The 15,554-nt window shown below is 66.7% G+C and carries 13 protein-coding genes; 11 read left to right on the top strand and 2 right to left on the bottom strand.

Going from position 1 to position 15,554, the window contains the following annotated elements; genetic code table 11:
* Positions 1-125: 125 nt before the first annotated feature.
* From BUB20358_RS05700 to BUB20358_RS05665, 8 genes are read left to right on the top strand one after another with little or no spacing between them, the layout of a single operon-like run.
* On the top strand, positions 126-422 hold the full coding sequence (locus tag BUB20358_RS05700; RefSeq protein ID WP_035975548.1) for a hypothetical protein: 297 nt from the start codon (positions 126-128) through the stop codon (positions 420-422).
* Positions 423-445: 23 nt separating this feature from the next.
* Positions 446-1,717, top strand: coding sequence for a pilus assembly protein TadG-related protein (locus tag BUB20358_RS05695; RefSeq protein ID WP_035975549.1), 1,272 nt, complete (start codon positions 446-448; stop codon positions 1,715-1,717).
* 13 nt (positions 1,718-1,730) lie between these two features.
* Positions 1,731-2,264, top strand: coding sequence for a TadE/TadG family type IV pilus assembly protein (locus tag BUB20358_RS05690; RefSeq protein WP_006767139.1), 534 nt, complete (start codon positions 1,731-1,733; stop codon positions 2,262-2,264).
* Positions 2,261-2,704: a TadE family protein gene (locus BUB20358_RS05685; protein WP_006767140.1), complete on the top strand. Its 444-nt coding sequence runs from the start codon at positions 2,261-2,263 to the stop codon at positions 2,702-2,704. The genes BUB20358_RS05690 and BUB20358_RS05685 overlap by 4 nt, the downstream gene beginning before the upstream one ends.
* Positions 2,705-2,726: 22 nt before the next feature.
* Complete coding sequence (locus tag BUB20358_RS05680; protein ID WP_035975551.1) at positions 2,727-3,935, top strand: CpaE/TadZ family protein; 1,209 nt, start codon at positions 2,727-2,729, stop codon at positions 3,933-3,935.
* A 20-nt stretch (positions 3,936-3,955) separates the two neighbouring features.
* Entirely contained in the window at positions 3,956-5,323 is a 1,368-nt protein-coding gene (locus tag BUB20358_RS05675) for a TadA family conjugal transfer-associated ATPase (RefSeq protein ID WP_035975553.1), read from the top strand.
* Between the two features lie 32 nt (positions 5,324-5,355).
* Positions 5,356-6,333, top strand: a complete 978-nt coding sequence (locus tag BUB20358_RS05670) for a type II secretion system F family protein (RefSeq protein WP_006767143.1) — start codon at positions 5,356-5,358, stop codon at positions 6,331-6,333.
* A 39-nt stretch (positions 6,334-6,372) separates the two neighbouring features.
* Positions 6,373-7,347 (top strand): type II secretion system F family protein, encoded by a 975-nt coding sequence (locus BUB20358_RS05665; protein ID WP_006767144.1) that lies wholly within the window; start codon positions 6,373-6,375, stop codon positions 7,345-7,347.
* A 315-nt stretch (positions 7,348-7,662) separates the two neighbouring features.
* Here BUB20358_RS05665 and BUB20358_RS05660 read toward each other — a convergent pair whose 3' ends face one another.
* Positions 7,663-8,520 (bottom strand): oxidoreductase, encoded by an 858-nt coding sequence (locus tag BUB20358_RS05660; RefSeq protein ID WP_035975555.1) that lies wholly within the window; start codon positions 8,518-8,520, stop codon positions 7,663-7,665.
* A 118-nt stretch (positions 8,521-8,638) separates the two neighbouring features.
* On the opposite strand from BUB20358_RS05660, the gene BUB20358_RS05655 reads away from it, so the two are divergent.
* Both BUB20358_RS05655 and BUB20358_RS05650 read left to right on the top strand, forming a co-directional pair.
* On the top strand, positions 8,639-9,610 hold the full coding sequence (locus tag BUB20358_RS05655; RefSeq protein WP_035975556.1) for a LysR family transcriptional regulator: 972 nt from the start codon (positions 8,639-8,641) through the stop codon (positions 9,608-9,610).
* A gap of 277 nt (positions 9,611-9,887) precedes the next feature.
* On the top strand, positions 9,888-11,462 hold the full coding sequence (locus tag BUB20358_RS05650) for a methyl-accepting chemotaxis protein (protein ID WP_006767146.1): 1,575 nt from the start codon (positions 9,888-9,890) through the stop codon (positions 11,460-11,462).
* Positions 11,463-13,531: 2,069 nt separating this feature from the next.
* Here BUB20358_RS05650 and BUB20358_RS05645 read toward each other — a convergent pair.
* The gene (locus BUB20358_RS05645) at positions 13,532-13,711 is read right to left on the bottom strand and encodes a hypothetical protein (protein WP_035975559.1); all 180 of its coding nucleotides are present in this window, start codon (positions 13,709-13,711) and stop codon (positions 13,532-13,534) included.
* A gap of 66 nt (positions 13,712-13,777) precedes the next feature.
* Between BUB20358_RS05645 and BUB20358_RS05640 the strand changes: the two genes are divergently transcribed.
* The gene (locus BUB20358_RS05640) at positions 13,778-15,523 is read left to right on the top strand and encodes a ShlB/FhaC/HecB family hemolysin secretion/activation protein (protein WP_006767147.1); all 1,746 of its coding nucleotides are present in this window, start codon (positions 13,778-13,780) and stop codon (positions 15,521-15,523) included.
* Positions 15,524-15,554: the final 31 nt, after the last annotated feature.

Here is a 15,554-nt window from a genome sequence, read left to right as displayed (position 1 = left end):
CACGCCGGCCGCGTCGACCGCGCCGTCCGCGAAGACGAAGCATCGGCCGGCCGTGCGCGCGCAGCTCGCGCGCGCCGGCACCGAACCCGCGTCCACCGATCGTTGAGACCACCAAGGGGAAGCTCATGAAATCCGCCTACCTCGTTTTCGTGCGCCGCGCGGCGCTCGCCGCACCGCTCGCGTGCGCGCTGGCCGGCTGCATGTCGTCGACGCCGGTGTGGGACGGCCGCTTCGGCGATTCCGTCCGCACCGTGATGCAGGCCCAGATCATCGATCCGCATGCCGCCGAGCACGCGGCATCGCAGCCGGGCATCGCGGGCAGCGCGGCCGCGTCCGCACTCGACAACTACGACAAGTCGTTCAAGCAGATCGAACCGAAAGCCAATGCATTCGTGATCGGCATCGGCAAGACCGCTCAATAAAGGCACGCTCAGGGAGAAACGCCATGTCCAGCGCTGCTCGTCGTCCGAAAGCCGTACGTCGCGGGCTGCATCGCCAGCGCGGCGCCGTCGCGATCATCGTCGGTCTCGCACTGGCGGTGATGATCGGGTTCGTCGGCCTCGCGCTGGACCTTGGCAAGCTGTACGTCACGCGCAGCGAACTGCAGAACAGCGCCGATGCGTGCGCGCTGTCCGCTGCGCGTGACCTCACGTCGGCGATCAGCCTGTCGGTCGCGGAAGCGAACGGCATCGCGGCCGGCCACATGAATTTCGCGTTCTTTCAGCAGAAGCCGGTGCAGATGCTGACGGACTCGAACGTCACGTTCAGCGATTCGCTGACCAACCCGTTCCTGTCCAAGACCGCGGTCGCCACGCCGGCGAACGTGAAGTACGTGAAGTGCGTGACGTCGCTGAGCAACATCGCGCACTGGTTCATCGAGGTGCTGAACGTGCTGCCCGGCACGAAGCTCGCGAATGCGGCCGAAGTGTCGGCGAGCGCGATCGCGACGGTCGGCGGCGGGCAGACGACCTGCGCGATTCCGGTGTTCGTGTGCCGCGGCCCGTCCGATCCGCCTTACAAGGTCGGCGACTGGATCTCGTCGCCGTCCGGTTCGTCGTCCACGTACGGGCCCGGCAATTTCGGCTGGGCAGCGCTCGACGGCTCGACGAACGAAACGACGATCGCGAGCGAGCTGTCGGGCGACACGTGCAACATCACGAGCCCGCCCGACCTCGCGTCGACCGGCTTGAAATCGGCGTCGCTGCGCGCATGGAATACGCGCTTCGGCATCTACACGAACGGCGCGAACGGCTCGAGCGGACAGCCGGACTTCACCGGCTACGCGTACGTCGGCCGGGACTACGGGCCGCCCGGAACGGCCGGCACGAAGGGCGACGCGTACACGCAGTTCGTGATCGACCGCACGAAGTACAAGCCGTACCAGGGCGACGGCGCACCGCCGTCCGGCAGCGGGATCTCGACCAACGGCACCGCGACCGCGAGCAACTACCAGACGTACGGCGGCGACCGTCGGCTCGCGCTCGCGCCGGAGGGCGACTGCTCGACGCTGAAGGGCACCAGCGGCAAGGTGCACATCACGCAGTGGGACTGCGTGCTGATGCTCGATCCGCTGCCGTTCAGCGCGGGCAGCGGGCCGGTCGTCGCGCACCTCGAGTACCTCGGCTCGTCCGCGTCCGGCAGCACGCCGTGCGCGACGCACGGAATTCCGGGAAGCGGCAGCTCGACCGGCGTCAAGGTGCCGATGCTCGTTCAATAGCGATGAGGCGATCATGAAAAAACTTCCGTTTCGCCGTTCGCGCACCCGCGGCGTGGTCGCGGTCGAATTCGCGCTCGTGCTGATGCCGATGATCGTGCTCGTGACCGGCGTCGCCGAATTCGGCCGCGCGATCTATCAGTACGAGACGCTGACCAAGGCGACGCGCGATGCCGCGCGCTATCTGTCGGTCTATCTGCCGAGCGATCCCGCGTATCCGACCGCGGCCGCGCAGTGCCTGGTCGTGTACGGCAGCACGACGTGCGGCGCGTCCGGCACCGAGCTCGTGCCGGGCCTGACGACGTCGATGGTCGTGATCTGCGACGCGGCGCACACGACCGACTGCAGCGACGCGTCCGATCCGCCGCAGTACGCGAACCTGCCGACCTACGACGCGAGCAACAACGCGCCGAGCGGCACGCCGGCCGGCAGCATCAATCTCGTCGCGGTGAAGATCAAGGGCTATCAGTACCAGCCGATCCCCGCGTATCCGGGCCTGAAGACGATCACGTTCGGCAACATCGTCACCGTGATGAGGCAAGTGTCATGAACGCGCGCTCCTTTCCGCTATCGCGTCGCCGCGCCCAGCGCGGTTCGGCCATCGTCGAGTTCGGCCTGATCGCCGCGGTGTTCATCTCGCTGCTGCTCGGCATCTTCGAATTCGGCCGCGTGCTGTATTACTGGAACACCGCGAGCGAGGCCGTGCGGCTCGGCGCGCGCACGGCCGTCGTGTGCGACGTGAACGCGGCCGGCATCGTGAAGCGCGTGCGCTCGCTGCTGCCGCTGCTGTCGAGCTCGAACGTGTCGGTCAGCTACACGCCCGCGAGCTGCGACGTGAACACGTGCACGTTCGTGACCGTCAGCGTCACGAACGTGACGGTGAAGACGATGATTCCGTTCATGAACGTCGCGATCAAGATGCCGCCGTTCACGACCACGCTGCCGCGCGAGAGCCTGAACTCCGCGACCGGCGGCGCCGCCTGCAATTAATCGAACCGACGGGGCACACGTCATGATCAACATCCTCGTAGCTTCCGACGATACCGCGCGGCTCACGCAGATCGCGCGCCTCGTGGCCGACTGCGGGCGCTATCGCGCGACCCGCGCATCGGGCCGTCCGTCGCAGATCGAGCATCGAACCGACGGGCTCGATGCGTTCGACATCCTGCTCGTCGACGGCACGTCGGCCGACGCGGCCGAGCTGGCCGCGATCGAGCGGATCTGCCGGCTGCACACCGGCCTCACGTGCATTCTCGTGACGGCCGATACGTCGCCGCACGTGCTGCTCGACGCGATGCGCGCGGGCGCGCGCGACGTGCTGCAGTGGCCGCTCGATCCGCAGGCGCTCGGCCACGCGCTCGAGCGTGCCGCCGCACAGAGCACGCGGCGCGACCGCGACGACACGCGCATCGTGTCGTTCATGTCGTGCAAGGGCGGCGCGGGCACGAGCTTCGCGGCCGGCAACGTCGCCTACGAGATCGCCGAAGGCTTCAAGCGCCGCGTGCTGCTGATCGACCTGAACCAGCAGTTCGCCGACGCGGCGTTCCTCGTCAGCGACGAAACGCCGCCGTCGACGCTGCCGCAGCTATGCGCGCAGATCGAGCGGCTCGACGGCGCGTTCCTCGACGCGAGCGTCGCGCACGTGACCGAGCACTTTCACGTGCTGGCCGGCGCGGGCGACCCGGTGCGGGCCGCCGAGATGCGCGAGGACGCGCTCGAATGGATTCTCGGCGTCGCGTCGTCGCGCTACGACTTCGTGATCTTCGACGTCGGCGTCGGCATCAATCCGCTGTCGATGGTCGCGCTCGACCGCAGCGACCGGATCCACATCGTGCTGCAGCCCGCGATGCCGCACGTGCGCGCGGGCCGCCGGCTGCTCGAGATGCTCGTGTCGCTCGGCTATTCGACCGATCAGCTGCGGCTGATCGTGAACCGCGCGACGCGCGCGAGCGAGCGCACGCGCACCGCGCTCGAGGAAGTGCTCGGCCTGCGCGCGGCGTGCACGATTCCGGACGACGCCGACACCGTGCTCGAGGCGATCAACCAGGGTCATCCGGTGTCGCGGCTCGCGCGCGGCGGCGCGGTGGCGCGCGCGCTGCAGGGCTGCGCGAAGCAGCTCGTCGACGGCGACGTGCGCGCGGTGCGCGGCATCGCGCACGACGAACCGCTGATCTCGCGGCTGTTCGGCCGCAAGGTCGCGCCGAAGCTGAAGTCCATGTGAACCTTTTCGGGGAATCGATCATGTCACTGCGCGAACAGATGTCGCTGCACCGGGCCCAGCCGTCCGGCGCGAACGGCGAGCCGGCCGGCCCGGCGCATTCGTCGGTACGCGATGCGTACCAGAAGCTGCGCCGCCAGATTCACCTGACGGTGCTCGACCGCGTCGAGCTCGAGCGCCTGTCGCGGCTGCCGCAGGAGCAGGTGCGGCACGAAATCACCGCGCTGATCACGCGCATCCTCGACGACGAGCGGCTGCCGGCGAACGACATCGAGCGCCGCCAGCTCGCGATCGACGTGTACGACGAGATGTTCGGCTTCGGCCCGCTCGATGCGCTGCTGCGCGACCCGACGATCTCGGACATTCTCGTCAACACGTACCGGCAGGTGTACGTCGAGCGCTGCGGCCGGCTCGAGCTGACCGATGTGACGTTCTACGACGACGCGCACCTGATGAAGGTGATCGAGAAGATCGTGTCGCGCGTCGGGCGCCGCATCGACGAATCGAGCCCGATGGTCGACGCGCGGCTGCCCGACGGCTCGCGCGTGAACGCGATCATTCCGCCGTCGGCGATCGACGGGCCGCTGATGTCGATCCGCCGCTTCGCGATCAATCCGCTGAAGATGGAAGACCTCGTGCGCTTCCAGAGCGTCACGCCGCCGATGGCGACGCTGCTCGACGCGCTGTCGCGCGCGAAGGTGAACGTGCTCGTCTCCGGCGGCACCGGCAGCGGCAAGACGACGCTGCTGAACATCCTGTCCGGCTTCATTCCGCGCAGCGAGCGAATCGTCACGATCGAGGACGCCGCGGAGCTGCAGCTGCAGCAGCCGCACGTGCTGCGGCTCGAAACGCGGCCGCCGAACATCGAAGGCAAGGGCGAGATCACGCAGCGCACGCTGGTGCGCAATGCGCTGCGGATGCGTCCGGACCGCATCATCCTCGGCGAAGTGCGCGGCGCCGAAGCGCTCGACATGCTGAACGCGATGAACACCGGCCACGAAGGATCGCTCGCGACGATCCACGCGAACACGCCGCGCGACGCGCTCACGCGGCTCGAGAACATGATCAGCATCGCCGGGCTGTCGCTGCCGCCGAAGACGATGCGCCAGCAGATCGCATCGGCGATCTCGGTCGTCGTGCAGGCGGCGCGCCTCACGGACGGCACGCGCAAGATCGTCAGCATCCAGGAGCTGACCGGAATGGAAGGCGACATCATCAACATGCAGGAGATCTTCACGTTCAAGCGGACCGGCGTGGATCGCGACGGCACCGTGCGCGGGCATTTCTGCGCGACCGGCGTGCGGCCGAAGTTCGTCGAACGCCTGCAGGCGTTCGGCATCGAGCTGCCCGATTCGCTGTACGACCCGTCTCAGCGCTACGAGACGAACTGAGCGCCCGACGCGGTGCGATCCGGAGACGCGCGATGAACTCGATCTTTTACGGTTTCGTGATTCTCACCTTCGTCGCGGTGGTGCTCGCGATCGAAGGCGCCTATCAATGGTGGAACGCGCGGCACGGCAGCGCCGCGCGCCGGATCGAGTCGCGCCTGCGCGCGATGTCGGCCGGCGGCAACGTGCGGCAGGAGCGGCTGTCGATCCTGAAGAAGCGCATGCTCGACGAGTCGAAGCCGTTCGACCGGCTGCTGCTGCGCATGCCGCGCGTGCACGCGCTCGACCTGATGCTGCAGCAGTCCGGCCTCGACTGGACGGTGCCGAAGCTGCTCGTGCTGAGCGCCGTGTGGCCGGTGTGCGTGTGGCTCGCGCTCGCGTTTGCCGCGCTGCCGCTCGTCGCGGTGCTGCCCGCCGTGCTGTTCGCCGCGTGCGTGCCGATGCTGTACGTGATGCGCTGCCGCGGGCGCCGGATGCGCAAGCTGCAGCGGCAGCTGCCCGACGTCTGCGACATGATCGCGCGCGCGCTGCGCTCCGGCCACTCGTTCACGAGCACGCTCGGGATGGTCGGCGACGAGTTTCCGGATCCGATGGGCGGCGAATTTCGCGTCACGTTCGACGAAGTCAACTACGGCGTGCCGCTGAACGATGCGCTGAAGAACCTGGCGACGCGCGTGCCGGCGCAGGATCTGCGCTACTTCGTGATCGCGGTGCTGATCCAGCGCGAGACCGGCGGCAACCTCGCCGAGCTGCTCGACAGCATCGCCGCGCTGATCCGCGAGCGCTTCAAGCTGTTCGACAAGGTGCGCGTGCTGTCGGCGGAAGGGCGGTTGTCCGCGTGGATCCTCGGGCTGCTGCCGTTCGGCACGGGCGCGGTGATGGCGCTGGTGAACCGCGAGTTCCTGTCGGTGCTCTGGCAGGATCCGGCCGGCATCAGGATGGTCGGCACGATGCTGGTGTCGATGGCGTTCGGCCTGCTGTGGATCCGCCGCATCGTCCGGATCCGCGTGTGACGCGCGCGATACGTTTTCACGAACCGATACGAGGCTGTCATGCAAAACCTGAACGTGGTACAGGCCGTGATGCTGGGCGGCTTGTTCGTTTTCGTGGCCGGCGGCGCGTTTGCCGCGATGCTGCTGTTTGCGCCGCGCAACATCCAGCGCCGGCTCCAGCAAGCCGGCGGCGCGAGCGCGGCAGCGGCTGCCGGCGTCGGCGATGCCGGCGAGCCCGCGGCGCGGTGGGTCGCGAAGCTTGCCGAGCTGTCCACGCCGATCTCGAAGCTGTCGGTGCCGAAGGACGGCTGGGAGAATTCGCCGCTGCGCATCCGGCTGATGAACGCCGGATGGCGCGAGCAGAGTGCGGCCGCGCTGTATTTCACCGCGAAGACGGTGCTCGCACTCGCGCTACCCGGCGCGGTGCTGCTGTCGGTGATCACCACGCGTTTCGCGGACGAACGCGCGCTGCTGTCGGTGCTGCTCGTCGCGCTCGCCGGGATCGGCTATTACGTGCCGAACCTCGTGCTGTCGCAGCGGGTCGCCGCGCGCCAGCAGAAGATCTTCGAGGATTTTCCGGATGCGCTCGATCTGCTGACCGTGTGCGTCGAGGCGGGCCTCGGGCTCGACGCGGCGCTGATGAAGGTCAGCGAGGAGCTGCGCTTTCGCAGCGACGTCGTCGCCGGCGAACTCGATCTGCTGCTGCTCGAGATGCGTTCCGGCTTCACGAAGGAAACCGCGTTGCGCAATCTCGCGCTGCGTACCGGCGTCGAAGATATCGAGTCGTTCTGCGCGATGCTGATCCAGGCCGATCGCTTCGGCACGAGCATCAGCGAATCGCTGCGCGTGCTGTCGGACCTGCTGCGCACGCGGCGGCGCATGCGCGCGGAGGAGCGCGCGGCGAAGATCGCGCTGAAGCTGCTGTTTCCGCTGATCTTCTGCATCTTCCCCGCGCTGATGGTCGTGCTGCTCGGGCCGGCGATGATTCACGTGTATCGCGTGCTGCTACCGACGTTCGTCAGCATTGCGCCGTGAGCGGCGACAAGGCCGGTGCGTGCGGCGTGCCGTGTGCGCGCGGCCGGTCGATGGCCGTTGTAGCACCGATGACGATGCGTGCCGCCGCGGGAACCCGCGATCGGCACGACGACAGGCTTCATGGAGGCTCCCTCCCCGGGCGGCGCCGCGAGACAGGTTGACCATAGCGGCGTCAACGCATCCCGGACCCATGGTCGGCCTTGGAACAAGCCGTAGTCCACCGCCCGAACGGGTGGCCCCCTACTGCTACCCGCGAGCGAACGCGCCTGCGACGGCGGCGATCGTCGCGGCGACCGTCGCCGCCGCGCGCGGCGCTCACGCAGCGAAGTCCGTCGATGCCGACAGCGCGTGCCACGTTTGCGTTTCCTGCGCGACGTACGCATGCTTCGCGGCGATCGCGGCCAGCGTGTCGGTGCCGAGCGGCAGACGCAGCGGCGGCGTGCGCGCGTCGACCAGCGCGATCATCGCGGCCGCGAGCTTCGTCGGGTCGCCCGGCTGGTTGTGGTTCAGTTGCGCGGCCTTGCGGCGCACCGCGCCCGACGTCGCGTCGTAATCGTCGATCACGGTCGGCGCGACCACCAGCGACGACGCATCGAGGAAGTCCGTGCGGAAATAGCCGGGCTCGACCACCGTCGCGTGAATGCCGAGCGGCTGCAGTTCCGCATGCAGCGCTTCGGTGATGCCCTCGACCGCGAACTTCGTCGACGAATACAGGCCGAATCCGGCCGCCGCGCGATAGCCGCCGATCGACGACATGTTGATCACGTGCCCGGCGCGGTTCGCGCGCATCGTCGGCAGCACGGCGCGCGTGACGTTCAGCAAGCCGAACACGTTCGTGTCGTACATGCGGCGCACGTCGCGGTCGGCCGATTCTTCGACCGCGCCGAGCAGCCCGAAGCCCGCATTGTTGACGAGCACGTCGATCCGGCCGAACGTGTCCAGCGCGGCCTGCACCGCGGCCTTCGCCTGCGCTTCGTCGGTCACGTCCAGTGCGACCGGCAGCAGCGCCGGCGACTCGCCGAGCCGTTCGACGATCGCCGACACGTTGCGTCCGGTCGCGACGACCGCGTTGCCGTCCGCGAGCGCCGCTTCGGCGATCAGTGCGCCGAGGCCGCGCGATGCGCCGGTGATGAACCAGACGCGCTTGAAACCGTGGTGTTGTCCGTTCGCCATGATGTTTCTCCTACGTGTGTGGTTGAGGTGTAGCCATCGTAGGCGGTGCGATTCGCGCACACTAGCCGTCGCCGACTGGACGCATAATCAACTTTTATTTGCGAATCGGGAGGCGCGGATGAACGAAGTTCGTGCGATCACCATCTTTGTGCGCGCGGCGACGCTCGGCAGCCTGCGGGCGGCGGCCGTCGATCAGCACATCTCGCCGCAGGCGGCGAGCCATGCCGTGATGCAGCTCGAAAAATCGCTCGGCGTGCGGCTCTTTCATCGGACCACGCGCAAGCTGAGCCTGACCGGCGACGGCGAGCGGCTGTTCGACAGCGTGAAGCCGGCGCTCGCGATTCTGTCGTCCGCGCTCGGCGACGCGTGGCGCTCGAAGCAGGAAGTGGACGGGCTGCTGCGCGTGAGCGCGCCGCGCGCGCTTGCGCTCCCGGTGCTGTGGCGTTACTTCGAGGCGTTCCAGGGCCGCTATCCGAACGTGCATCTCGACGTGCAGCTGGACGACCAGTTCACCGATCTGGTCACCGATCGCGCGGACGTCGGGTTTCGCGGCGGGCCGCCGCCGTCGGGCGGCTCGATCGCGCGGCCGCTGGTGCCGATTCAGCTGATCGTGTGCGCGTCGCCCGCGTATATCGAGCGGCACGGCGCGCCGCGCACCATCGACGAACTCGTGCTGCATCGCTGCACCGGCTATCGGCGCGCGAATACCGGCAAGCTCGCGCAGTGGCAGTTCCGGATCGGCGACGAGATCGTTTATCGCGACGTGCCGGCCGTCGTCACCGTGAACGACACCGACATGGAGACGCACGCGGTGCTGTCGGGGCTCGGCATCGGGCAGCTGGGCAGCTTCAGCGCCGCGCCGCACATTCGAAGCGGCCGGCTCGTGCCGCTGCTGACCGAGCACGTGTCGGAGTACGGGACGATCTACCTGTACTACGGGCATCGAACCGAACAGTCGCTGCGGGTGAAGACGTTCATCGATTTCATCGTCGAGCGGATCGCGGGCAATCGCGATTTTTTTCTCGAGGCTTCGGAGCTTCGCGGGGCGCGGCCGGGGGCGCGGCGGCGGGCGTCGCCGCGGCGCGGCTAGCGGCGCACGGCTTCGGCGAGTGCGCCGCGTGCGTCGACGCATCGCGATTGCTGCACCGCTTGCGTGCAGCGCCGCGCGCGTGCGGCGTGCGTGCCCCTCGCGCATCACGTGTCGCAATCGATCTGATTCGCGTCGCATGCGGATAAAACCTTCCCGTTTCGCCGGCCGTTAACGCGTTCGCAGCCCCGGCGCCGCGCATGGCGACGCCGCGCTCGTCGTTGGTGAACCGCAATCCACATCCGCCATTGGCCGTGCCGGTCACAGGCAAGGGAACGTCATGCGAACACGATTCACGATCCGCGGGGGACTCTTCGCGACGATAGCCGGCTATACCGTCATGCTCGTCCTGGTCGTCGCGGCCGGCATAGCCGGCCTTTACGCGGGCAACGATTCGCTCGAGGCGATGTATCGCGACGATACGGCGTCGCTGCTGCATCTGAAGACGAGCTCGGAGCGCATGCTGGTGCTGCGCGAGCGGATGAACGACGTCGCGCAGATCATCAGCGCCGGGCGGCCCGCGAAGGACGAGATCGTGCAACTGCACACGCTGCTCAAGCAGAGCAACGACGAACTGGCCGCCTACACGCGCCTGCATGCGCGCGATGCCGACGAGCAGGCGCTGTTCGACCGGCTGCAGAACAGCCGTCGCGCGCTGCTCGACGGCGTGTTCCTGAAGGCGCTGTCGCAGCTCGATCACGACGACGGATTCAACTTTCTCGATACGCAGCGCACGGCGCCGCCCGCGCTGTTTACCGCGTACCAGGATGCGATCGACGCGCTCGAATCGTTCCAGGTCGCGCGCCAGAAAGCCCGCTACGATGCGGCCGGCGTGCGGTTTCACCGGATCGTCGGCGCGATGGCTGCGGTTGCCGGGCTGGCGCTCGTCGTCGGCTTCTTTGCGCAGCGCGTGCTCGCAAAAGCGATCATCGAGCCGATCGGGCTTGCCGTCGATCATTTCGACAGGATTTCGAAAGGCGATCTGACCGGCACCGTCGAGATTCGCCGCGACAACGAGATGGCGGACCTGCTGAATGCGCTGAAGCGGATGCAGGAAGGGCTGACCCGAACGGTGAGCGAAGTGCGCGCGAGCACCGAGACGATCGTCGGCGACGTGCGCACGATCGCGAGCGGCAACGTCGATCTGTCGTCGCGCACCGAGCATCATGCGGTCGCGTTGCAGCAGGCGGCTGCGAGCGTCGAGCAGCTGACCGCGGCGGTGCGCCAGAACGCGGACAACGCACGCGACGCGCGCAGCTACGTGCAGGAGGCGGCCGGCATCGCGTCGCGAGGCGGCGACGCGATGCAGCGCGTGGTCGACACGATGTCGGAGATTTCGCAGAGTTCCGCGCGGATCTCCGGCATCGTCGGCGTGATCGAGAGCATCGCGTTCCAGACCAACATCCTCGCGTTGAACGCGGCTGTCGAAGCGGCTCGCGCGGGCGAGCAGGGGCGCGGTTTCGCGGTCGTCGCGACCGAAGTGCGCGGGCTCGCGCAGCGCTGTGCGTCGGCAGCGAAGGAGATTCGCGAGCTGATCGGCAATTCGGCGCGGCGCGTCGACGACGGCAGCGGGCTCGTCGCGGTGGCCGGCGCGGCGATGACCGAACTGGTCGCGGCCGTCGAGCGTGTGAATGCGATCATGGCCGACATCAGCACCGCGGTCGACGAGCAGTCGACGGGCATCGAGCAGGTGAACGTGACCGTCACGCAGATGGAAGAAACGATGCAGCGCAATAGCGCGCTGGTCGAAGAGACGGCGGCGGCCGCGCTGTCGCTCGAGGAACAGGGGACGAGACTGAGCGAGGCCGTCGCGCAGTTTCGGGTCGCGCCGGCGGCCGTGGCTGTGGAACGGTAGGCGCGCTGTAGCCGCGAGCCCACGATGTCCGGTGCGGCGTAGTCGGCGTAGCGCATCGCGGCAATCAGACGGAGCGAATCGGATCGTCTGCAGTGGTGCAGTGACCCTGCAGAGGTCTATAAGCTCGTCGACTTCGCATAAGGAATCATCGGGTCATCGTCTGTTCCGATCCGCCGGCGTTCGGCGTTCGGCGTTCGGCGTGCGGCGTGCGGCGTGCGGCGTGCGGCGTTCGGCGTTCGGCGTTCGGCGTGCGGCGTGCGGCGTGCGGCGTGCGGCGTTCGGCGTTCGGCGTGCGGCGTGCGGCGTTCGGCGTTCGGCGTCCGGCGTCCGGCGTCCGGCGACGGCGACGCGCAATCGACGTTACCGGCGGCCGTACAGCAAGCCCGCAATTGCCGCGAACGTTCAATGAAGCCACACGTCGCGACAGGCTTGCGCCCACGTTGCCGGTAGCGGTAGCGCGCTTGCTACCGCGATTGCACCGGCATTCGCGCGTCGGCCCCGAGCCGGGCAGGCTCGAATACCGGACGTGAGCGGTCAAATAGCGCGTGGCGTCACGAAGGCTCGTCGCCCGCGATCCCGCTCACCACTTGCGTCTCATCGCGTCGGAGAACCCGCCGCTGAGGAAAAAAGCTTCGTCGCGTGCCAGCCCCGTAACGGCTCGCGCGACTTTCTCGAGCTGGCCGCCCGAGCGCACCCGGACCACGCGCTCCGCATAGCCGAGTTCCGCATCCAGATTGCGCGCCGAACGCAAACGGCCGCAATCGTACGCGGCTACCTATTCCCGGCCCACCCGCCGAGCAGCCGGCAGTCGACGCGCATCGGCACCTGGTGCGCGAGTGCGTGGCGTCAGCCAGTGACTGCCGCAACGCACCGGCAGCGCACCGCACTCGCCCGCATGCCTGCGATCGACCGCGAGCGAATAAGAAATGTCCGCTTCAGAAAACAATTTGTCCGCGCGACCAGAATAATCGATACGGCGAACATGATAAGTATGGGGGTATTTTAATGAGGCATTTCTTGATCGGAGTAATTGTCTTCGGGTTCACCCTATATATTTAATAAAATGCACGAAACCTCGCGGGCGGCGGTGTCCGATTGTTCGTGCGCGGCCGGTTAATCGACTTGGCAATCAATTTGCCAACGTTTGCGCCGAGCGATTGCAAGGCTCCGTAGGGCGTCAGCAGGTTCCGTTCTCCACGCGCGCTCAGGCAGCGCTGCATCGCCTGGCGGTACGGCACGTAAGGCCGGGGCCGCGCTATGCGTCGACGCAGTCGGGTCATGGCCGAGATCGTATTCTCCCCGGTAAAACGTTTGCTTTTCATCAGCCAATGCGACGAGGCGAGCGGGAAGCCGGTTTCATATTTTTGTCATTTGGCATTTGACAATCTTTAAAGAAGATTATTTTAGAATTTAACGCGAACCAATTCATAATTGCCGCGCAGTATGGGGTGTCGTAGTTGGCAAGAAAGAGCACATAGCCGTAATTAAATTAGAGCAAATATTGCACCCGAACGGGGCACAGAGCGGGGATAGCTTTCCAATGAAAAATAAGCACTCGGGCACATATCCAGCCCGCCACGCCGTAACGACCATACGTGCTGGCGGGACATCGTCGCGAATTCCGCGATTTCCCAAGCGTGGAACGGATGCGCGCCGTGAGCCGCAGCCGTGACGCCGCAGATCTCGAACGACGCGGGACGCGCAATTTCGCATTCGGAGCAGAGCGCATTGACGGTGCAGACCGCGCGCGGGTGAACGACGGCGGTTCGTCGGGGACGAGCGGCTCGTTTCCGCGCTCGTAGGAAGTCTCGCCGACGCAGCGCTCGCCGCGCCGAGCAGATCGATCCCGGCCAACGCCCGTTCGACGTAGCGCTTGCAGATCGCGTGTACGCGGTGCTTCGACTCGCCGACGGCGCGGACCACCGGTGAAAAACGCATCTGCGACGCGAGCGCGAGTCTGTCACGTCAAACAGCAGCGTGAAGCCTTCGGCTTTGCCGGCTCAACCGGGCCCGGCGAGCGCGACGCGGCCATCGGGCAGGTCACGCGGGCGCGCGCGCCGAGATAGCGGTCATGCCGGAAGAAGTTCAGGTGCCGTTAGCGCTTGACACAGCGTCATCCATGGAATGCGGGCAAACCGCGTCCGGATACGGAAGCGAGCGCCGGCCGTGAAGTCGGTCTGAAGCGTGAGCCGTTTGGCGGCGGAGTCGAAATCGACGTCGGTCGCGAAGCGCGGATCGCTCACACCCATGCAGCTTCGAACAACTGATTCAACAAACGCAATTCTCAAGTCTCAACTAACGGCCATCACGCACCTATGATCCTCAGAAGAAAACTTCCTACGCCTATCGGTCTGGCGATCCTGATCCTCGCGGCGCCTGCATACGCGCAATCCTTGCCGAATGCGGGTTCGCTCCTGAACGAGCAGCAGATCGCCCCGCAACCGCGCGCACCGCAAGCGACAACCCCGGAAGAAGTCATTCCGTCCGAAGCCGCACCGGGCGCAGCCGAACCGGAAGCCGGCCCGACCGTGACGCTGAAGTCGATCACGTTCAACGGCGACAAGAGCGTCGCCGATGCGGAAGATCTGCAGTCGGTTACTGCGTCGATAGTCGGCAAGAAACTGACCCACGCGGGCCTGCAGAAGATCGCGGACACGATCACCCAATATCTGCGCGGTCGAGGCTACGCACTCGCTTACGCGTACCTCGCGCCGCAAGACCTGACGGCGGGCAATCTCGTCATCACGATCGTCGAAGGCCGTCTGGAATCGGGCAACGACCGCGTGACGATCCACGGCAACACGCGCAGCAGCAACGCACGTATCGCTGCGATCGCGAACGCGGCGCTTCCGACCGATCGTCCGCTGAAGAAGGAAGATCTCGAACGCGCACTTCTGCTGATCAACGACCGTCCGGGCGTGAGCGCGAAGGCCGTCCTGCAAAAAGGCGCTGAACCGGGCACCAGCAGGCTGCTCGTCGAAACGACGCCGACGCCGATCGTCAACGGCCAGCTGTCGATCGACAACTACGGCAACCGGAGCACGGGCATCGAGCGCGGTACGGCGACGTTCTTCGTCAACGATCCGTTCGGTATGGGCGATCAGGTCACGCTCGGGCTGAGCAAGAGCCAAGGCACGGAAGTCGCCAACCTCGGCTACAGCGTGCCGCTGACGCCCACCGGCCTGACGCTGTTGCTCGGCGGCTCGTATCTGCACTATCGCGTGGTTCAGGACGCCTACTCGGCGCTCGATCTGCGCGGTTCGGCCGTGACGGGTTCGGTCGGCCTGAATTACCCGATCGTTCGTACGCGCACGCAGAACCTCAATGCGACCGTGATGTACGACCACAAGTATCTGAAGGACAGCGCGCTCGACGTGAGCCTGAGCAAGCGCAAGCTCGACAACCTGACGTTCTCGCTCGCGGGCAACCGTTACGACGGTCTGCTGCAAGGCGGCGTCACGGAAGCCCGCGCCGCAGTGACGTTCGGGCACGTCGATCTGTCGGGCAACCCGGTCGATCAACTGGCGGACTCGATGACGGCGCGCACGCACGGCACGTTCACGAAGCTCGCCGCGAACCTCAGCCGTCTGCAGACCCTCGACCAGAACTGGAGCGTCTACGGCGGCTGGGCCGGCCAATTGTCGAACACGAACCTCGACAGTTCGGAGAAGTTCCTGCTCGGCGGTCCGACCGGCGTGCGCGGCTATCCGGTCGGCGAGGGTTCGGGCGACGAAGGCTGGATGGGCACGGTCGAGCTGCGCCGTTTCGTGAATATCGGCGTTCCGTCCGTCAAGGTTCAGGCACTCGGCTTCGTGGACGTCGGCCAGATCCGTCTGCACCACACGGCTTATGCGGGTTCGCAAATCAACGAAGGCCATACGAACAAGGTCACGCTGACCTCGGCAGGCCTCGGCGTGAACGTGTGGAGCGGTCGCTGGAACGCTCACGCGGCCGTTGCACGGACGATCGGCCGCAATGACGGTGCTTCGCTGGCAGGTAACAACGCCGATGGCCTGAATACCAGCTGGCGCGCGTGGCTTCAACTCGGCATGGCGTTCTGACCGAACGGCCTTCTGATCGATTTTAAAAGGA

The sequence above is a fragment of the Burkholderia dolosa genome, from assembly GCF_902499135.1.
Lineage (GTDB): Bacteria > Pseudomonadota > Gammaproteobacteria > Burkholderiales > Burkholderiaceae > Burkholderia > Burkholderia dolosa.
This window is presented reverse-complemented; position numbering and strand designations above follow the sequence as displayed.